Genomic DNA, 18,879 nt, shown 5'->3' on the forward strand with positions numbered 1-18,879 from the left:
CGACCGGTGCGACCGCCGCCGGCAGCCGACCCGCGGCCACCGCGGCCAGCAGCGCGGCGGCCTCGGCGCTGCCCGGCCGGTCGGCCGGCTCCGGCGACAGGCACTGCAGCCGCAGCTGGTCGACCGCCTCCGGCAGGCCCGGCACGTCGATGTCGGAGAGGATGTCGGCCAGGTGATCCCGGGCGAACAGCTCGGTGAGCGTGGCGCCCTGGCGCAGCGGCCGGCCGGTGAGGCACTCGTGCAGCAGGAGCCCCAGGCCGTACACGTCGCTGGCGGGCGCGGCGGCGTCGCCGTTCACCTGCTCCGGGGCCATGTAGCGGGGGGTGCCGAGCACCTCGCCCTGCTCGCCGATGGACCGCTGGCCCACCGCCAGGGCGATGCCGAGATCCACCAGCTTCACGCCGCGCGGGGAGAGCAGCACGTTGGCGGGCTTGACGTCCCGGTGCACCAGGCCCTCGGCGTGCGCGGCGGCGAGCGCGGCCGCCACGTCGGCGCAGACCCGGACCGCCTGCGGCCAGTCCAGCGCCCCGTCGGCGTGCAGCCGGGCGGCGAGCGTCTCGCCCTGGACGAACTCCATCACCAGGTACGGGGTGCGCCGGTAGCCGCCCACCCGGGTCTCGCCGTAGTCGTAGACGTTGGCGATGTGCGGGTGGTTGAGCCGGGCGGCGGCGTACGCCTCGGCGCGGATCAGCTCCCGGGAACGGCGATCGCTGGCCAGCTCCGGAGCCAGCAGCTTCACCGCGACGGTCCGGTGCAGCAGCTCGTCCTCGGCGCGCCAGACGACGGCCATGCCGCCCTGGCCGACCGGCTCGACGAGCCGGTACCGCCCTCCCAGTACCCGCACGCTGCCACCCCCCTCGGCCCCTAGATCCTATGGCCTCCCGCGTCGCTCCGGGGTACCCCACCCGCGTGCTGGGGAAACGGTCGCGCCAGGTGGATCCGCGCAGCACGCGCGGTCGCCCGGCGACCACCCCTTGTGGACGCCCGGCGCCTCCCGCCAGGCGCTCAACGACGTCGGCTTCACCGCGGCCGTCGTCGCATCGACGTACCGGGTGGGCGAGGCGATGGGGAAGACGGACCACGCCGCGGCGCGGTCCGGACGCCTATCCTGCCAGGGGTGACCACCGTCGATACGTACGTTGTCTGTGCCACGCCCCGCACCGGCAGCTCGCTGCTGCTCGGGCTGCTCGACTCCACCGGGGTGGCCGGCCACCCACAGGCGTACTTCCGGGCGCCCGACGAGCCGCTCTGGGCGGACCGGTGGGGGATCCCCCGGCGACCGGACGGCGGCTTCGACTACGCCGACTACGTCCGGGCCGCGCTGGCCGCCGGCCGGACCGCCAACGGGGTCTTCGGAGCGAAGCTGATGTGGGGGACGCTCGACGAGGTGCTCGAAAAGCTGGCCCCGGTCCATCCGGACCTCGCCGGCGACGACCTCCGGCTCTGGGAACGGGCCTTCGGCCGCACCCGCTTCGTTCACCTGCGCCGCGACGACGTGCTCGCCCAGGCGGTGTCCTGGGCGCGCGCCGAGCAGACCGGCCAGTGGTTCGTCGGTGGCAACGGCGAGATCGGCGGCGGCGGCGCCACCGGCCAGGCGCCCCGCTTCGACCCGGCGGCGATCGAGGCGTACGCCCGACTGGCCAGCGCCCACGATGCGGGCTGGCGGCGGTGGTTCGCCGCGCACGACGTGCGGCCCCACCCGGTCCGCTACGAGGACCTCGCCGCCGACCCGGCCGGCGTCACCCGGGGCGTCCTGGACTTCCTCGGCCTCGAGCTGCCCGCCGGGCGGGTCGTCACCGCGCGGCACCGGCGCCAGGCCGACGACGTCAACCGGGAGTGGGCGGAGCGCTACCGGTCCCGGGCCGCCGACGCCCACCCGGGCTGACCGGCCGGTCCACCGGGATCGGCCGGTTCCGCTGTGAGACAGTAGCCGGATCATGAGCCGTTACGGACTGTTGATCCTGCCCGCCAGCAACCGGGTGTACGCCCAGTCGGCCGTCGACCTGACCCGGGCCGAACTGACGATCTTCGGGGACTTGGTGCTCGGCGGGCGGATCGGGGACGTCGGGACCGCCACCGTCGCCGGGGCGCGCTACGTGACGTTCGAGGCGGACGAGCTGGACGCCCGGGACGCGGCGCTGCTGGGCAACCTCTCCTCGGCGTACGCGCTCTTCGAGTTCACCGGCGAGCTGATGCGCCCGGTGGAGCTGCGCCGGCTGGACCGCTACGACGACGACCTGATCACCATCCAGAAGTACGCCGGCAAGACCAACGAGCAGTTCACCAAGCTGCTGCTCAACGTGACGCTGCTCGGCTCGGCCCGGGCCGGCGAGCTGCTGGACCGGCGCTTCCGGGTCCTCGACCCGCTCTGCGGTCGCGGCACCACCCTCAACCAGGCGCTGATGTACGGCTTCGACGCCGCCGGGGTGGACCGGGACCAGAAGGACTTCGAGGCGTACCAGGCGTTCATCACCACCTGGCTCAAGCGCAAGCGGATCAAGCACCGGGTGCTGGAGTCCGGCCCGGTGCGCCGGGAACGCAAGGTGGTCGGCAAGCGGCTGCGGGTCGAGATGGCGCCGACCAGGGAGGCGCACAAGGCCGGCGACGTGCAGCTGCTGGACGTGGTCAGCGCCGACACCACCCGCTCCGGCGAGTTCTTCCGGCCCGGCAGCTTCGACCTCGTCGTGGCCGACGCCCCGTACGGCGTGCAGCACGGCAGCCGGACGGCGGAGACGGGCCTGGCCCGCGATCCGCTGGCGCTGCTGACCGCTGCCGCGCCGGTCTGGGCCGAACTGCTACGACCCGGCGGTGCGCTCGGCATCTCCTGGAACACGTACGTCGCCAAGCGGGAGGACGCCGCCCGCCGGCTGGCCGACGCCGGGCTGACCGTCCTGGACTCGGCGCCGTACCTGGGGCTGCGGCACCGGGTGGACCAGGCGATCGACCGCGACATCCTGGTCGCCCGCAAGCCCGACTGACCTCGGGCGGGCGTTGCGTGAGCGCGCCCGGATCCGGTGGCGGCGGCCGGCCGGGCCGGATGCGGGTCGCGCCGGGTAGCGTTCCCGCCGAGACGGCGGCAACCTGCGAGGAGGACCCGGTGCAGACCACGAGGGTGGACGTCCCGACCGGCGACGGCGTCGCGGACGCGGACCTGACCGTGCCGGCCGGGGAGGGGCCGTTCCCGGCGGTGCTGTTCTACATGGACGCGTTCGGCCTGCGGCCCAGGCTGGTCGAGATGGCGGAGCGGATCGCCGCCCGGGGCTACCTCGTGCTGGCGCCGAACCTGTTCCACCGGGCGGGCCGCGCGCCGTTGTTCGATCTCTCCCGGATGGCCGACCCCGAGCAGCGGGGTGCGCTCTTCGAGAGCCTGATGCCGATGCTCGGCTCGCTGACCCCCGAGGTGGTGGCGGCGGACACCGGCGCGTACCTGGACTTCCTGGCGGGGCGGGACGACGTGGCGCCGGGGCCGGTGGCGATCACCGGCTACTGCATGGGCGGCACCAACGCGCTGCGGGCGATCGAGGCGTACCCGCACCGGATCGCGGCGGCGGCCAGCTTCCACGGCGGGCGGATCGTCACCGACGCGCCGGACAGCCCGCACCTGGGCGTCGGCGCGGTCACCGGCGAGCTGTACTTCGGCCATGCCGACCAGGACCGGTCGATGACCGCCGACCAGATCGCCACGCTGGAGAAGACGCTGGACGCGGCCGGCGTCCGCTACCGCTCCGAGGTGTACGCCGGCGCCACCCACGGCTTCACCATGGCCGACACCGCCGCCTATGACGAGCAGGCCACCGAGCGGCACTTCGCCGCCCTGTTCGACCTGCTCGACCGGACCTTCCGCCGCTGACCCCGGCGGGCGAATGCGAGATCGGGCACGGCGCGCCGGCCGTGCCGTGTGTCGTCCCTGCCCCGGACCTGGCACGGCCGGCCCGCGTGAGGGGCCGGCCGCGCCGCCCGGTCAGTACGCGTAGGTGACCGAGATGGTGCTGTTCGGGCAGGAGTTCGCCCAGCTGCTCAGGGCGCTCTTCTCGACGCTGTCGACGGTGAGCCGCCAGCGGATCTTGGTGGCCACCCACTCGTTGACGTAGCGGCACCGGGCCGAGGCGTACGGCGGCATCCAGGTGCCCGGGTCCTGGTCGCCCTTGGACTGGTTGACGTTGTCGGTCACGGCGGCCAGCGGACGGTTGTCGCCCAGGTCGTTGGCGTACGCCTGCCGGCGGCTGGTGGTCCAGTTGCGCGCGCCGGAGTCCCACGCCTCGGCCAGCGGCACCATGTGGTCGATGTCCAGGTCGCCGGTGAGGGTCCAGTAGGCGTTGTCGTAGTACGAGTACCAGCGCCCGCCGGAGAGCGTGCAGGTGCCGCTGACGCTGGGGGCGGAGACGGCCTCGGCGAGGAGCACCTCGTTGCGGGTGTTGCAGCCGTCGCCGTCGGCGTCGACCCAGTGCGGGAAGAGGTCCCGGCTGTAGCCGGTGCGGACCTCGGTGGCGACCGGCAGGCCGGCGACCGCGGTGGTGAGGGAGGCGGAGTAGCCGGCGGCGCGGGCGGTGGGGGTGAGGCCGAGGGTGGCGGCCAGGATCGCGGCGAGGGTGACCGCCATGGCGCGCAGGGTACGGGTCATCGTGCTCCGTCCAGATGGGATGAGGAGGGGGTGGGAATTGCCCGCTCCCATATGGACAGACTTAAGATCCTTTAACAAGACCAGATTTGTGAACGACAGGGGACGCAGCGACACCGAATGTCGGAACGGCCGGAGCCGGGTGCCGGTGGCGACCTGCCCGCCGCGCGGTCAGCCCAGGTCGAGTCGAGCGCCGGACGCCGCGGCCCGGCCGAGGGCGCACACCCGGCGCAGGCCGGCGCGCAGGTCGTCGTGGTCCGCGGCGGAAAGGCGGAGCCGGATCACCAGCCGGGTCGACGGCAGCCCCAGCTCGGCGGCGGCCGCCGGGGTGACCCGCAGCCGCAGCGCCCGACCGGTCAGCCGCACACCGACGAGGCCGCCCGCGCTCGGCGCGTGCCGCTCGGTGACCAGACAGAGGCCCTCGTCGTCGTCCGGGTCGTAGTCCTCGTCGCTCGGGTCGAAGGCCTGGAACTCCAGGCTGCGCGGGGCGTCGTCGAGCTCCCGGCCGGCCACCGCCACGCAGCACAGGCCCTTCTCCTGGACCGTGCGGACCTCGCTCGCGGTGAAGCCCGTCCGGACCCGGCGGACCAGCCCGGCCGCCGCCCGGCGCAGCGGTCCGGGCGCCTCGCCCGGACCGTACAGCCGGCCGGACCCCGTCACGATCGTGTTCCGGACCAGACCGACCGCCACGTCGGGACGGCAGTACGAGATCTCGTTCACCCCGTCCGGCCCGACGAACCGCAGGACGGCCCCGGTCGGCGCGAGCCCCTGCCACCAGGCGGCGAGCGGTTCCGCCAACACGGCCAGCGTCTCCGGCTCGTCGGCTGCGAAGAGGAGCAGTGTGCCCTTCCGGTCCACGTCAATGCGGTGCCGGTCGAGCAGGGGAGCGACCTCCGCGAGCAGTCCCGCCGGATCGACGTTTCCGTCGCCGAGCCGCACGCTCACCATGAAGCCCACGGCCATCCGGTGCCCCCCGTCGTCGCCATCGCCGGGCGGTCGGGCCCCGCGGTCACCGAAGGATAGGGGACCTCACCGCGACGGGAGGAAGGCCAGCGCGACGGTCAGGTCGAGCACCGTCGCGGGGTCGTTGAGCCGGTCGCCGTACAGCTCCCGCAGTCGGCCCATCCGGTAGCGGACCGTCTGCGGGTGTACGAAGAGGTCGGTGGCGACGTCGTCGCGTCGGCCCTGGTGCAGCAGCCAGGAGCGCAGTGTCTCGGCGAGCCGGTGTGCGGTTGCCGGGGGCAGCTCCGACAGCGGTTGCAACACCTGGTCGCGCAGGTCCGCGAGGGCTTCCGGGTCGGTGTTGAGCACCAGCCGGGCCAGGTGCTGCTCGGTGTCCAGCGGCGCGGCCTCCGGCCGGGGCAGGCCGAGCCCCAGCGTGCGGGCCACCCGCTGGTACGACTGGGCGACCCGGGTCCACGGGCGGGCCGGGCCGAGAACGGCCCGGTGCCCGTGCAGCGCCCCGGCGAGCTGTCGGCGCCGACCGCCGTGCATGTCCGGGACGAGCAGCACGGCGAGCTCCTCGGTGAGCTCGACGCCAGGCAGCTCCTCGCCGCTCTCCAGAGTGTGCGGACTGAGCGCGGCGAGCACGCCGCGCAGGTTGCTGCGGGGCAGCACCGCGACGGTCAGGGTCTGCGGCGGCGGCCACTCGGCCCGCTCGGCGCTGCGGCGCAGCACGTCCTCGGGCTCGCCGGCGAGCAACTGCTGGGTGAGCCGTTCCAGGTAGCGGCGGCGGGTCCGGCCCGCGCTGGCCAGCTCGTCGGTGTGCCCGGCCACGCTGGCCGCCGACAGCTCGTCGATGTAGGCGAACATCAGTTCGGCGAACTCGGCCACGGTCGCCGCGGAGAGCCCGTTCTGCACGGTGGTGGCCGACACCTCCCGCCAGGCGACCCGGGCACCCACCCGGTACGCGGCCAGCAGCGCGTCCATGCTCCGGCCGGAACGGGCCTCCCCGCTGCCCAGGGCGTACGCTGCCTCCAGCGCCCGGCTCAGCGGCGTGCTCGGGTCGGCGGCCTCCGCCCGCTCGATGAGCTGGAGAAACGTGCCGAGCGCGATGCGTACCGCGTTTTCGATCTTGTCACGCATCTGGCCCGTAAGGGTGCCGGAGTAGTCGGGCACCTCCCCGGTGATCGCGGTCACCGTGCGCTCGGCGACCACGGGCAGCCGGCCGCGCAGCTGGTCGGCCACCCGCTCGTCCAGCTTCAGGTGGGCCGCGCGGTGGCTGGCGGCCCCGGGGCTGTCGGTCATGTTGTTCTCCCCGAACAAAAACCTATGGACAATTCACCTTCGCTGGCCAAGATGTTATGCGAATGGGCGGCCACCCTGGTTATATGACCACCACTGTCCGGCGGCCCCCGGCGAAGGTGTCCGTTCGTGACCGGCTACTCCGGTTCGCCGAGACGGTCACCACCCCGCTGCTGCCCGAGGACTACCTCGACCTGGTCGCCCCGCTGCGCTCCGGTGCCGCGCTGCGTGGCCGGATCGTCGCCGTCACCCCGGAGACCCGCGACGCGGCCACCCTCACCATCCGTCCCGGGCGCGACTGGCGTGGCCACCGACCCGGGCAGTACGTCCGGCTCGGCGTCGACGTCGACGGGGTCCGGCAGTGGCGGGCGTACTCGATGACCTCGCCGCCCGGCCGGCGCGACGGCCTGATCAGCGTCACCGTCAAGGCGATCCCGGACGGCAAGGTCAGCAACCACCTGGTCCGCCGGACCCGGCCGGGCACCCTCGTCCAGCTCGACCAGGCGCAGGGCGACTTCGTGCTGCCCGACCCGGCCCCGGAGCGGATCCTGTTCCTCACCGCCGGCAGCGGCGTCACCCCGGTCATGGGGATGCTGCGGGCCGGCGCGCACGCCCGCTCCGACGTAGTGGTGGTGCACTCCGCCCCCACCCCGGCCGACATGGTCTTCGGCGCCGAGTTGCGCGAGCTGGCCGAGCAGGGCGCGATCCGGCTGGTCGAGCGGCACACCGACACGGCCGGCGTGCTCGGCGTGGACGAGCTCGCCGGGCTGGTCCCCGACCACCTGGAGCGCCAGACCTGGGCCTGCGGCCCGATCGGCATGTTGGACGCCGTCGAGGAGCACTGGCGGTCGGCCGACGCCGCCGACCGGCTGCACCCCGAGCGGTTCCGGCCGACGGTGATCTCACCCGGCGCGGGCGGCACCGTCACCTTCGCCCGGTCCGGGCTCAGCGTGCGCGCCGACGGCGCCACCCCCATCCTGGACGCGGGGGAGGCCGCCGGGGCGCTGATGCCCTCCGGTTGCCGGATGGGCATCTGCTACGGCTGTGTCCTCCCGCTGCGCCAGGGGGCGGTCCGGGATCTGCGCACCGGCGAGATCACCACTGCCGTCCCGGGCGACGGCGTGCTCATCCAGACCTGCGTGTCGGCGGCGGCCGGTACCTGCGACATCGACCTGTAGACAGGAGGCCGGACGTGACTGTGATCCAGAGGAAGTCCGACAACCCGATCGCCCATCTGAGCGCCGCGGACATCGAGATCATCGGCAAGGAGCTCGACGCGATCCGGGACCGGGTCATCGCCGACCGGGGCGAGCGCGACGCGAAGTACATCCGCAAGGTGATCAAGACCCAGCGGACGCTGGAGATCAGCAGCCGGGCCGTGCTGCTCTTCTCGCTATTCCCGCCCGCCTGGGTGGTCGGCACCGCCGGCCTGTCGGTGGCCAAGATCCTGGAGAACATGGAGATCGGCCACAACATCCTGCACGGCCAGTACGACTTCATGCGCGACCCGAAGATCCACTCCACCACCTGGGAGTGGGACCACGTCTCGCCGGCCGACCAGTGGAAGCACTCGCACAACCAGCTGCACCACACGTACACCAACGTGCTCGGCAAGGACAACGACCTCGGGTACGGCATCATGCGCGTCGACGAGGACCAGAAGTGGCACCCGATGCACCTCGGCCAGCCGCTGTGGAACCTCCTCAACGCCTGCTTCTTCGAGTACGGCATCGCCGCGTACGACCTGGAGCTGGGCAAGAACCTGCAGAAGGGCCGGCACAAGGCGCCGGAGTTCCGGGCCCGCGCCCGGGCCGTCGGCCGCAAGATCCGCCGCCAGGTGCTCAAGGACTACATCGTGCACCCACTGCTCTCCGGCCCGTCCTTCCTCAGCACCCTGGCCGCCACCTTCACCGCGAACCTGGTCCGCAACCTGTGGAGCCACTCGGTGATCATGTGCGGGCACTTCCCGAACGGCGTGGAGACCTTCGAGAAGAGCTCCATCGAGGGCGAGACCCGGGGCGAGTGGTACCTGCGGCAGATGCTCGGCTCGGCCAACATCAGCGGCAGCCGGCTGATGCACATCATGACCGGCAACCTGTCGTTCCAGATCGAGCACCACCTCTTCCCCGACCTGCCCAGCGACCGCTACCAGGAGATCGCCCCGCAGGTCCGGGCGCTGTTCGACCGGTACGGGCTGAAGTACACCACCGGCCCCCTGCCCAAGCAGGTCGCCTCCGCCTGGTGGAAGGTCATCCGGCTCTCCCTGCCGAACCGGGACTCCGCGCGACCCGCGCCGACCGACGAGCTGACCACCCGTACCCTCGCCCCCACCGGGGCCTGACCCGCGACGACGCCGCCCGGCCCGGAAATGGGCTGGGCGGCGTCGCCGTCGTGGAGCTAGGGTCGGGGCATGCACATCGGGCGTCCGACCACCGCCGCCGCGCGAGCTTCCCGCTCGCCGGCCGCCGCCGCCTGATCTCCCACACTCCCGCCGGCGACCGGAAACGGTCCGCCGGCTCTCGTGTCTCCTGACGTCGCACGGCGGACCCTTCCCGGTCGCACCCACCCGGAAGGCCCCGCCATGACACCCGAGCAGCTGGTCCACACCTTCGTCACGCACTACCGCGAGCGGGGCCACCACCCCGCGCCGGAGAGTTCCCTCGTCCCACCGCCGGGCGACCCGGTGCTCTTCACCACCTCCGGGATGCACCCGCTCACCCCCTACCTCGAGGGCCGTCCGCACCCGTCCGGCCGGCGGCTGGTCAACGTGCAGCGCTGCCTGCGCACCACCGACCTCGACGAGGTCGGCGACCCCACCCACCTGACCGTGTTCGACATGCTCGGTACCTGGTCGCTGGGGGACTACGACATCGGGCAGAGCCTCCGCTGGGGGCACGACCTGCTCTGCGCGGGGTTCGGAATCGACCCCGGCCGGCTGTACGCGACGGTCTTCGCCGGCGACGACCAGCTCGGACCCGACGAGGACGCGTGGCGTACCTGGACGGCGCTGGGCGTGCCGGTCGAGCCGACCCGCGAGGAGAACTGGTGGTCCAACGGGCCGACCGGGCCGTGCGGGCCGGACACGGAGATCTTCGTGTGGACCGGCGACGGGCCGCCGGTCGGGACGCCGGGCACCGACGACCGCTGGACCGAGGTGTGGAACCACGTACGGATGGGCTGGCACCGGCACGAGGACGGTCGGCTGGAGCCGCTGCCGCAGCCGAACATCGACACCGGGATGGGCCTGGAACGGCTGGCCATGGTGCTGCGCGGGGACCGGTCGGTCTTCTCCGGCGACGGCCTGCGCCCCTGGGTGGACACCGTCTCCGAGCGGTGGCCGCTCGACGTGGTGGCGCAGCGTCGGGTCGTCGACCACCTGCGCTCCGCGGTCGTGGTGATCGGTGACGGGGTCCGGCCGTCGCACACCGGCCGGGGGTACGTGCTGCGCCGGCTGGTCCGGCGGGCGCTGACCGAGCTGTGGCGCGACGACCCGGCGCGGACCCTGTCCGAGCTGCCCGACGGGCCGTACCGGGACACCGGCCGGCGGTTCCGGCAGAGCGTCGACGTCGAGCTGGTCCGCACGGTGCTCGCCGACGAGGAGCGCCGGTTCCGTGACCTGCTCCGCCGGGGGCGACCGGTGGTCGACCGCCGCCGCTCCCGGGGGCCGTTGACCGACCGAGACTACCGCTGGCTGCACGACACCCACGGGCTGCCCCGCGACCTGGTCGACGGGCTGCTCGGCGCGTCGGACCGGTCACCGATCGTGGATTGACCTGGACGTGCGCTGGGTATCCGCTGTGGACCGCCGCCGGACGGCCGGCGGCGGTCCACTCTCTCGGGGAGGTGTCCGGTGACGACCCGTGCCGTGGCGAGCGCGCTCGCCCTGCTGCTCACCCTGACCGGCTGTGGCGTCGTCCGGGACGTCGCCGGCGACCAGGCCGATGCTTCGCCGCGGCCCTCGTCCGCCGAGGAGTTGCGGGCCGCCGCCGACGCGCTGGACCGCGGTCCGTACAGCTTCCAGTTCCGCACTCCCACCGTCATCGGCGCCGGCGCGGTCGACGGCCAGGACGGCTGGCTGCGCACCCGGATCGTCGGTGAGGACGTCGGCAAGGACCACCTGACCTTCGAGGTGCTGAGCAAGTCCGGCCAGCACCTGGTCCGCAGCGACCCGCTGACCGACGACCGGTGGACCCGGCTGGACCTGGCGAAGGTCCACCCGGGACGACGGCCCGCCGTCACCCGCTTCACCGACCCCGCGCGGGCCCGCGAGCTCTTCGCCGGCATCCGGGACGCCGAGCCGAACGGCGACCGGGGCTATCGGGGCACCCTGGACCTGACCAAGGCGGACGATCCGGGCGCCAGCCGGTTGCTGGACCGCGAGCGCCTCAGCGCATTCACCCCGGAGCAGCTCGGCGCGGTGCCCTTCGAGGCCACCGTGGACGCCCAGCGGCGCCTGGTCGGCCTGCACTTCACCCTGCCGGCGGCCGGTGGCGAGCCGGAACAACCGGCGGAGATCAGCTACTCCGGGCTCGGCTACAAGCCCGACCTCGCCGCGCCCTTCCAGGGGAAGATCGGGCCGGCGCCGGCGCGCGTCTACGAGCTGATCAACGGCTGATCAGTCGGCGTCCACCTCGATCACCTCGCCGGCCGAACGCCGCGGCGCCGCCGGCACACCGGCCGGCGGGCCCCAGCCCACCCGTACCACCAGGTACGGCTCGCCGACCCCGCAGAGCAGCTCCCGCATCATCCGGCGCGGCCAGGCCAGCTCGATGGTGTCGCTGATCGGCGCGGTGGCCAGCCCCTCGGCGGTCGCGGTGAGCAGCAGCGCCGACAGCGCCTCGCCGCCGCGCAACCAGCCCGCCGGGTCGTCCCGGTCGCCGAAGAGGATGACGTACGCGGCCCCCCGGTCGAAGTCCGCGCCGGCGGCCAGCCCGCCCGCCCCGCCGGGGGCGTAGTCGCGCACCGGCACCCGCCGTGGCGCCGGGCGGACCGCCGTGCTGGCGGGGACCCCGTCCCCGCTCGTCTCCGGCCGGTGCGTCCACCGGTGCAGTTCCTCCCGGTACGCCGGGTCGGCCAGCTCGGCGTCCGCGGCCCGGGCGGTGGAGACGGCGAGCATCGGCATCTGGTCGGGGCGTACCACGTGCAGGTGCCCGCCCTCGGCCTCGACGGCCTCCCGCAGCCGGGCCAGCAGCTCCGCCGGCACCGGTCGGTCGCCGTAGGCGCGGCGGTCGGTGCGTCGCCGGGGGATCGCGTCGGTGAGCCGGGCGGCGGCCAGGTCCAGGACACCGGGCCCGGTGGCGCGCAGCCGGGCCAGCAGCGTCGGCTCGGCCGGGTCGGGCAGCCGCGCCACGTCGACCGCCCAGCCGGCACCGGCCAGCGCGACCCGGGCGTGGTGCAGCACCGCGCCGCAGCTCAGCGCCAGCAGCCGGCCGTCGGGGTCGGTGCTGGCCAGTTGCCGGGTCGGGTCGGCGCGCAGCTCCAGCAGCTCTCCGGTGATCCGCCAGCGCCACGGCTGGGTGTTGAACACCGACGGGGCGTACAGGGACAGCCGGGCGGCGGCCTCCAGCTCGCGGACGGTCGCCACCTGGTCGGTGCGGATGGTCGGTCCGGTCATCGTCGAACACCTCCTGGCTGCGGTGCCTCCAGCGTCCGCCCGGCCCGGGGCGCCGGACAGGGCCGGAGGACCCTCTCCGGCGGGACCGGTGGGCCCCTGGTCAGATCAGCGCCCGGCTCGGGCGGGTGCCCCGGCCGTCGGCCGATCCGTGGCAGCGCGGCCCCGGGAGTGTCAGACTTGGCGCGGGCACCACCGAGGTGAGGGGCGGCGCATGACGGCACACGGGTATCCACTGCGGCCGGACACCGAGACCCTGGACCTGCTCGGCGCCCGGGTCACCGTGGTCGACGCCGCCGGTCTGCTGGCCGACGCCGATACCCTCCCGGTCCCGCTGCTCACCGACGCGGCCTTCCCCGCGCCGGTCCGCCAGCTGCGCTTCACCCTGCGCGCCGCCACCCGCGACGGTCGGCGGACCCACCACTTCGAGGCGTACCTGCGGGCCGGTGGGAACCCGGCGGCGGTGGGCCTGCTCGCGCTCGGGCTGGCCGGCCCGGCCGGCCTGCTGCTGGCCCACCGCTTCGCGGCCGGCGACCCCCTCGCCGGACGGGTGGTGGCCGGCGCCGAACGGATGGCCGCCGAGGCGTCCCGCCGGCTGGGGCTGCGCCCGCCGACCCCCACCGTGCTCGCCGAGCCGGCCCGCGACGAGGCCGGTACGGCCGTGCTGCGCCGCGCGGAGGAGCTGGGCCTCCACCCGGAGATCGCGCACGACGCGGAGTCGGGCGGCCGGACGGTGACCGTGCGCGGCGCCGTGCCCAGCGACCAGGTCACCCCGGCGCACCTGCACGCGATGGTCGCGCTGGTGCTCCAGGCGGTCCGTGAGCTGGCCGGTGACACCGCGCAGCCGGCGGTGCTGCGCGGCCGGTCGTACACCGTGGGCCGGCGGCCCGAGGTGGCCGCGGCCCCGGCGGGCAGCGCGGCGGTGACCCTCGACCAGGTCGGCGGCCTGGACGAGGTGGTCGCCCGGTTCCGCGAGATCGCCGTGTCGTTCCAGCACCCACAGGTGATGGCCCGCTGGGGCGCCCGCCGTCCGCAGGGCATCCTCATGTACGGCCCGCCGGGCACCGGCAAGACCATGCTGGCCCGGGCCCTGGCCAACGAGATCGGCGCGGACTTCCGGGAGATCCGCACGCCGGAGATCCTGGACAAGTACCTCGGCGGGTCGGAGCGGAACATCAAGCAGATCTTCCGGGAGGCGCGCGGCTACCGGCAGCCCACCGTGATGCTCTTCGACGAGTTCGACAGCATCATCAGCTACGCCGGCGCCGGTGGGGACGCCGCGAGCCAGGCGGTCAACGCGGTCGCCGGCATCTTCAAGCAGGAGATGAACACCCTCATCGAGGAGAACCCGGACGTCATCGTGGTGGCGACCACCAACTTCCCGCACCGGGTCGACGCCTCGCTGACCCGCTCCGGCCGCTTCGACGTCAAGCTCGCCATCCCGCTGCCGGACGAGGGCGGCCGGGCCGAGATCATCGCCAAGATGATCCGCGAGCTGATCGACCGGCACGAGCGGCCCGGCTTCCGGATGTTCGCCGCCGACGTCGACCCGCGGGCGCTGGCCGCCCTCACCCCGGGTCTCACCGGCGCGGACATCCGGGAGGTGCTGCGCCGGGTGCAACTCGCCAAGGCGATGCGCGAGGCGACCGAGGGTGCGCCGACCGGCCCGATCAGCCAGGATGACCTGCGGGAGGCGGTCGCCGGCCTGCACCGCGGCTGACCTCCCCGACGGAAGGAGAGCCGTGTCGTCCACCCTGTTGTCCCGGCGTGACCTGTCGTTCCTGCTCTACGAGTGGCTCGACGTGCCCCGGCTCACCGAGCGTCCGCGCTACGCCGAGCACTCCCGGGAGACCTTCGACGACGTGCTCGACCTCGCCGAGCGGGTGGCCACCGAGCACTTCGCCCCGCACAACCGGGCGGCCGACACCAGCGAACCCACCTTCGACGGCGGCCGGGTGCACATGATCCCGCAGGTCAAGGCCGCCCTGGACGTCTTCGGTCGAACCGGGCTGCTCGCCGCGAGCATGGACGAGTCGGTCGGCGGGATGCAGCTGCCACACGTCGTCTCCGCCGCCGCCTTCGCCTTCCTCCAGGCCGCGAACGTGGGCACGTCGGCGTACCCGTTCCTGACCCTGGGCAACGCCAACCTGCTGCTCGCCCACGGCAGCGCCGCGCAGATCGACACGTACGTCCGGCCGATGGTCGAGGGCCGGTTCTTCGGCACGATGTGCCTGTCCGAGCCGCAGGCCGGCAGCTCGCTGGCCGACATCACCACCCGGGCCGAGCCGCAGGACGACGGGACGTACCGGCTCTTCGGCACCAAGATGTGGATCTCCGGCGGGGAGCACGAGCTGGCGGAGAACATCGTCCACCTGGTGCTGGCCCGGATCCCGGGCGGCCCGCCCGGGGTCAAGGGCATCTCCCTGTTCATCGTCCCGAAGGTGCTGGTCGGCGACGACGGCACGCTCGGCGCCCGCAACGACGTGGTGCTGGTCGGGCTCAACCACAAGATGGGCTACCGGGGAACCACCAACACCCTGCTCAACTTCGGCGAGGGGGTGCACCGTCCGGACGGGCGCGCCGGCGCGGTCGGCCACCTGGTGGGGGAGCCCCACCAGGGGCTGGCCCAGATGTTCCACATGATGAACGAGGCGCGTATCGGCGTCGGGGCCGGCGCCACCGCCCTCGGCTACACCGGCTACCTGAAGTCCCTGGCGTACGCCCGGCAGCGCCCGCAGGGCCGGCCCGCCACGGACAAGGACCCGACCGCGCCGCAGGTGCCGATCGTCGACCACCCCGACGTGCGGCGGATGCTGCTGGCCCAGAAGAGCTACGCCGAGGGCGCGCTGGCCCTGGTGCTCTACTGCGGTCGGCTGCTCGACGAGCAGAAGACCGCACCGGCCGAGGCGGACCGGGAGCGGGCGCACCTGCTGCTCGACATGCTCACCCCGATCGCGAAGAGCTGGCCGTCGCAGTGGTGCCTGGCCGCCAACGACCTGGCCATCCAGGTGCACGGCGGCTACGGCTACACCCGCGACTACGACGTGGAGCAGCACTGGCGGGACAACCGGCTCAACCCGATCCACGAGGGCACCCACGGCATCCAGGCGCTGGACCTGCTAGGCCGTAAGGCCACCATGCGGGGCGGGGCCGGGCTGTCGTTGCTGCTGGAGACGATCCGCGTCACGATCGGCCGGGCCTGGAAGGCCGACGGGGAGGCCGCCGAGCTGGCCGGGCAGCTGAGCGCCGCGGTGGACCGGATCGCCGCCACCACCCGCCGGGTGTGGAGCGCCGGCGACCCGGCGGTGGCCCTGGCCAACGCCAGCGCCTACCTGGAGGCCGTGGGCCACGTGGTGATCGCCTGGATGTGGCTGGAGCAGCTACTGGCGGCGGGCGCCGCGACCGGTCCGGCGGCGGGCGGCGAGGAGGCCGCGCCCCGGCACGGCGTGGACACCGCCTTCTACGCCGGCAAGCGGCAGGCGGCGCGGTACTTCTTCCGCCACGAACTGCCCCGAACCGCGGTGCAGTTCGACCTGCTGGACAGCCTGGACCGGACCACGCTGGACATGCGCGACGAATGGTTCTGAGCGTCGGCGGGCCCGCATGGGCCCGCCCACTCAGTCCTCGGCGAGCAGCTGGTCGCGGACCTCGCGGCGCAGCACCTTGCCGATCTGCGAGCGCGGCAGGTCCTCGACGACCACCACCCGGCGCGGCACCTTGTACGCGGTGAGATGCGCGCGGCAGGCCGCCCGGATGCCCTCCGGGTCGGTGGCGCAGTCGGCGTGCAGCACCACCACGGCGACCACCTCCTCGCCGCCGTGCCCGCCGGGCAGGCCCACCGCGGCGGCGTCCAGGACGCCCTCGACCCGGCGCAGCGCGTCCTCCACCTCGGAGGGGTAGACGTTGAAGCCGCCCGTGATGATCAGTTCCTTGATCCGGTCGACCACGCTGACGAAGCCGTCCGCGTCCATCACCACGATGTCGCCGGTGCGCAGCCAGCCGCCGGGCAGCAGGACCGCGGCGGTCTCCTCCGGCCGGTTCCAGTAGCCCGCGAAGACCTGCGGGCCGCGGATCAGCAGCTCGCCGGCCTCGCCGGGGGCGCGGTCCCGGGCCGGGTCCTCCGGGTCGACGATGCGTACCTCGGTGGAGGGGAACGGCACCCCCACCGTGCCGGGGCGGCGGGCCGGGGAGACCGGGTTGCCGAGCGCCACCGGCGAGGTCTCGGTCATCCCGTAGCCCTCGACGAGCAGGCCGCCGGTGACCGACTCCCACAGCTCCACCGTGGACGGGGGCAGGGCCATCGCCCCGGAGATCGCGTACCGGGCGGAGGAGAGGTCGACGCCGCGCTCCCGGGCCGCGGCGGCGAGCCGCTCGTAGATCGGCGGGACGGCGGGCAGGAAGGTCGGCGGGCGGCGGCGTACCGCGGCGAGGGTCTGGTCCACGTCGAAGCGGGGGAAGAGCACCAGCGTGGCGCCGATGCTCACCGAGAAGGTCAGGCAGAGCGTGAGCCCGTACGCGTGGAACAGCGGCAGCACGGCGTACACCGTCTCCTCGCCGTCGCGCAGGCCGGGCACCCACGCGCGGCCCTGCGCGGCGTTGGCCCGCAGGTTGCGGTGGGTGAGGATGGCGCCCTTCGGGGTGCCGGTGGTGCCGCCGGTGTACTGCAACAGCGCGGTGTCGTCGGCGGCCGGCGCCGGGTGGTCGGCGGCCAGCGGGCTCGCCCCGGCCAGCAGGTCGGCCCAGCGCAGCGCGCCCGGCGCCGGGGCGGTCATCGCGGCCCGGGCGGTGCGCGCCTTCGCCAGCGGCAGGCGCAGTGCCCAGCGCTGAAGCCGGGGCAGCGCCGCGCTCAGGTCCACCGCGACCACCGTCTCCACCGCGCCGGCGCCCGTCACCTGCGGCGCGACCTTGTCCCAGACCACCGCCACCCGGGCGCCGTGGTCGGTGAGCTGGTGGGCCAGCTCCTGCGCGGTGTAGAGCGGATTGTGCTCGACCACCACCGCGCCCAGGCGCAGCACGGCGTAGAAGGCGACCACGTGCTGGGGGCAGTTCGGCAACACCAGGGCCACCCGGTCGCCGGCGCCGACGCCGAGCCGGCGCAGCGCCTCCGCCGCCCGCGCCACCTGGGCGTCCAGCTCGGCGTACGTGGTGGTGGCGCCGAAGAAGTCCAGCGCGACCCGGGGGCCGAACCGGCGGGCCGCGGCGGTGAGCAGGTCGACCAGCGACTCGTCCGAGGGCGCGATGGTGGCCGGCACGTCGGGCGCGTAGCTGCGCAACCAGGGCCGTTCGGCGGTCAGGTCCATCGGTCTCCCATCGCTGGTCAGGGCGGCGGGCCGGGCTCCGGCATCGCCCGTTCCAGCTTAAACTACGGGCCAGTAACCTACGGTCCCGTAGGTGCCGGCCCGGCGCGATCGTCCGGCCCTGACCGCCACCGTACGGGACAGTGCCGCCCTCGATGATCGACTAATGTTTCTCGATCAGCCACGACCACGGGGGAACCACCACATGACCATGCGCTCGAACGTCCGCCTCGCGGTGGCCGCCGCCATCGTCGCGACCAGCGCCGTCGCGCTGCCCGGCGCGGCGGTGGCCGCGCCCGCTCCGGGCGACCCGGCGAAGCTCGCCGCCGTCACCGAGCGGGACCCGGCGACGGGGCGGAACATGACCTACCGGGTCGGCCCGGGTGAGGTGGCGCCGGTCGTGCTCGGCGTGACAAACGTCGGGGACGCGCCCGTCACGGGCCTCGTCGCCCAGGTCCGGGTCTTCAACGACCTCGATCCCGCGGGCCGGTACGAGAACTGCTGGTACGCCGTGGACAGCAACGCCGACAGCGCCTGGTGCGAGTTCCCCGACCAGCTCGCCGTCGACGCCACGCTGGCCATCACCGCGCCGGTGGTCGCGACCGCGCCGAACGCGCAGCCCGACCGGCTGCCGGCCGTGGTCTTCCGCTGGTTGAGCAAGGAATGGGTCGACGCGCACGGCGGCGTGCAGGCGTACGCGGACGGTTCGGCGGGCCAGGGCACCACGGCGCAGCGCGGTACCGAAGGCACCCTGACCCTCGAGGCGCGCTCGCTGCCGCTCACGGAGTCGAAGAACTCGATCAACTTCGCCTACGTCGGTCTGACCACCCCGCCGACCGGTCAGCCGACGCCCACCGCGACGGCCACCGCGTCGCCCACGCCGTCGTCCACCGCTTCCGCGACGCCGACCGGGGCGCCCGCGACCGCTCCCACCGCGGCCCCGGTCACCCCCGGTGACGGCGGCGCGGGCGGTGGGCTGCCGGTGACCGGCGCGCAGACCGCGACCGTGGCGGGCGTCGGCGCGGCGCTGCTGCTCCTCGGCGCTGCCGGCTACCTCGTCGCCCGGCGACGCCGGACCCGCTTCGTCGCCTAGTTCCTGCGCCTTCTCC

Annotated in this window: 16 protein-coding genes; 10 read left to right on the top strand and 6 right to left on the bottom strand. The window is 74.1% G+C overall.

Annotated features, from left to right (window positions below):
• Positions 1-844 (bottom strand): serine/threonine-protein kinase (locus V6U81_RS16580; protein WP_334490365.1); only part of this gene is annotated, 844 nt, incomplete at its 3' end.
• Positions 845-1,117: 273 nt separating this feature from the next.
• Between V6U81_RS16580 and V6U81_RS16585 the strand changes: the two genes are divergently transcribed.
• From V6U81_RS16585 to V6U81_RS16595, 3 genes are all read left to right on the top strand, one after another.
• Positions 1,118-1,885 (top strand): Stf0 family sulfotransferase, encoded by a 768-nt coding sequence (locus V6U81_RS16585; RefSeq protein WP_334490366.1) that lies wholly within the window; start codon positions 1,118-1,120, stop codon positions 1,883-1,885.
• 52 nt (positions 1,886-1,937) lie between these two features.
• Positions 1,938-2,978, top strand: coding sequence for a TRM11 family SAM-dependent methyltransferase (locus V6U81_RS16590; protein ID WP_334490367.1), 1,041 nt, complete (start codon positions 1,938-1,940; stop codon positions 2,976-2,978).
• 119 nt (positions 2,979-3,097) lie between these two features.
• Positions 3,098-3,850, top strand: a complete 753-nt coding sequence (locus V6U81_RS16595; protein WP_334490368.1) for a dienelactone hydrolase family protein — start codon at positions 3,098-3,100, stop codon at positions 3,848-3,850.
• Positions 3,851-3,961: 111 nt separating this feature from the next.
• Here V6U81_RS16595 and V6U81_RS16600 read toward each other — a convergent pair whose 3' ends face one another.
• The 3 genes from V6U81_RS16600 to V6U81_RS16610 form a co-directional block, all read right to left on the bottom strand.
• On the bottom strand, positions 3,962-4,621 hold the full coding sequence (locus tag V6U81_RS16600; protein ID WP_334490369.1) for an HNH endonuclease family protein: 660 nt from the start codon (positions 4,619-4,621) through the stop codon (positions 3,962-3,964).
• A gap of 168 nt (positions 4,622-4,789) precedes the next feature.
• The gene (locus tag V6U81_RS16605; RefSeq protein ID WP_334490370.1) at positions 4,790-5,581 is read right to left on the bottom strand and encodes a hypothetical protein; all 792 of its coding nucleotides are present in this window, start codon (positions 5,579-5,581) and stop codon (positions 4,790-4,792) included.
• Positions 5,582-5,647: 66 nt separating this feature from the next.
• Positions 5,648-6,865 (bottom strand): PucR family transcriptional regulator, encoded by a 1,218-nt coding sequence (locus V6U81_RS16610; RefSeq protein WP_334490371.1) that lies wholly within the window; start codon positions 6,863-6,865, stop codon positions 5,648-5,650.
• Positions 6,866-6,948: 83 nt separating this feature from the next.
• On the opposite strand from V6U81_RS16610, the gene V6U81_RS16615 reads away from it, so the two are divergent.
• From V6U81_RS16615 to V6U81_RS16630, 4 genes are all read left to right on the top strand, one after another.
• Positions 6,949-8,040, top strand: coding sequence for a ferredoxin reductase (locus tag V6U81_RS16615; protein ID WP_334490372.1), 1,092 nt, complete (start codon positions 6,949-6,951; stop codon positions 8,038-8,040).
• A 14-nt stretch (positions 8,041-8,054) separates the two neighbouring features.
• Complete coding sequence (locus tag V6U81_RS16620; RefSeq protein WP_334490373.1) at positions 8,055-9,203, top strand: fatty acid desaturase family protein; 1,149 nt, start codon at positions 8,055-8,057, stop codon at positions 9,201-9,203.
• A gap of 240 nt (positions 9,204-9,443) precedes the next feature.
• Positions 9,444-10,634: an alanine--tRNA ligase-related protein gene (locus tag V6U81_RS16625; protein ID WP_334490374.1), complete on the top strand. Its 1,191-nt coding sequence runs from the start codon at positions 9,444-9,446 to the stop codon at positions 10,632-10,634.
• Positions 10,635-10,712: 78 nt separating this feature from the next.
• Positions 10,713-11,477: a hypothetical protein gene (locus V6U81_RS16630; protein ID WP_334490375.1), complete on the top strand. Its 765-nt coding sequence runs from the start codon at positions 10,713-10,715 to the stop codon at positions 11,475-11,477.
• Here V6U81_RS16630 and V6U81_RS16635 read toward each other — a convergent pair whose 3' ends face one another.
• Positions 11,478-12,476, bottom strand: a complete 999-nt coding sequence (locus tag V6U81_RS16635) for an Acg family FMN-binding oxidoreductase (RefSeq protein WP_334490376.1) — start codon at positions 12,474-12,476, stop codon at positions 11,478-11,480.
• A gap of 211 nt (positions 12,477-12,687) precedes the next feature.
• Here V6U81_RS16635 and V6U81_RS16640 point away from each other — a divergent pair, with 211 nt between their 5' ends.
• Both V6U81_RS16640 and V6U81_RS16645 read left to right on the top strand, forming a co-directional pair.
• Complete coding sequence (locus tag V6U81_RS16640; protein WP_334490377.1) at positions 12,688-14,193, top strand: ATP-binding protein; 1,506 nt, start codon at positions 12,688-12,690, stop codon at positions 14,191-14,193.
• Between the two features lie 22 nt (positions 14,194-14,215).
• On the top strand, positions 14,216-16,060 hold the full coding sequence (locus tag V6U81_RS16645; protein WP_334490378.1) for an acyl-CoA dehydrogenase: 1,845 nt from the start codon (positions 14,216-14,218) through the stop codon (positions 16,058-16,060).
• Positions 16,061-16,090: 30 nt separating this feature from the next.
• Here V6U81_RS16645 and V6U81_RS16650 read toward each other — a convergent pair whose 3' ends face one another.
• The gene (locus tag V6U81_RS16650; protein WP_334490379.1) at positions 16,091-17,773 is read right to left on the bottom strand and encodes a long-chain-fatty-acid--CoA ligase; all 1,683 of its coding nucleotides are present in this window, start codon (positions 17,771-17,773) and stop codon (positions 16,091-16,093) included.
• A 202-nt stretch (positions 17,774-17,975) separates the two neighbouring features.
• Here V6U81_RS16650 and V6U81_RS16655 point away from each other — a divergent pair, with 202 nt between their 5' ends.
• Positions 17,976-18,863, top strand: coding sequence for an LPXTG cell wall anchor domain-containing protein (locus V6U81_RS16655; protein WP_334490380.1), 888 nt, complete (start codon positions 17,976-17,978; stop codon positions 18,861-18,863).
• The last annotated feature ends 16 nt before the right edge of the window (positions 18,864-18,879 follow it).

Source organism: Micromonospora lacuserhaii (assembly GCF_036902735.1).
Lineage (GTDB): Bacteria > Actinomycetota > Actinomycetes > Mycobacteriales > Micromonosporaceae > Micromonospora.

Excerpts from the sequence above, each read along its gene's own strand:
- V6U81_RS16610 (WP_334490371.1), bottom strand. The coding sequence starts at position 6,865 with ATGACCGACAGCCCCGGGGCCGCCAGCCACCGCGCGGCCCACCTGAAG.
- V6U81_RS16590 (WP_334490367.1), top strand. The coding sequence starts at position 1,938 with ATGAGCCGTTACGGACTGTTGATCCTGCCCGCCAGCAACCGGGTGTAC.
- V6U81_RS16655 (WP_334490380.1), top strand. The coding sequence starts at position 17,976 with ATGACCATGCGCTCGAACGTCCGCCTCGCGGTGGCCGCCGCCATCGTC.
- V6U81_RS16640 (WP_334490377.1), top strand. The coding sequence starts at position 12,688 with ATGACGGCACACGGGTATCCACTGCGGCCGGACACCGAGACCCTGGAC.
- V6U81_RS16615 (WP_334490372.1), top strand. The coding sequence starts at position 6,949 with ATGACCACCACTGTCCGGCGGCCCCCGGCGAAGGTGTCCGTTCGTGAC.
- V6U81_RS16635 (WP_334490376.1), bottom strand. The coding sequence starts at position 12,476 with ATGACCGGACCGACCATCCGCACCGACCAGGTGGCGACCGTCCGCGAG.
- V6U81_RS16625 (WP_334490374.1), top strand. The coding sequence starts at position 9,444 with ATGACACCCGAGCAGCTGGTCCACACCTTCGTCACGCACTACCGCGAG.
- V6U81_RS16650 (WP_334490379.1), bottom strand. The coding sequence starts at position 17,773 with ATGGACCTGACCGCCGAACGGCCCTGGTTGCGCAGCTACGCGCCCGAC.
- V6U81_RS16600 (WP_334490369.1), bottom strand. The coding sequence starts at position 4,621 with ATGACCCGTACCCTGCGCGCCATGGCGGTCACCCTCGCCGCGATCCTG.
- V6U81_RS16605 (WP_334490370.1), bottom strand. The coding sequence starts at position 5,581 with ATGGCCGTGGGCTTCATGGTGAGCGTGCGGCTCGGCGACGGAAACGTC.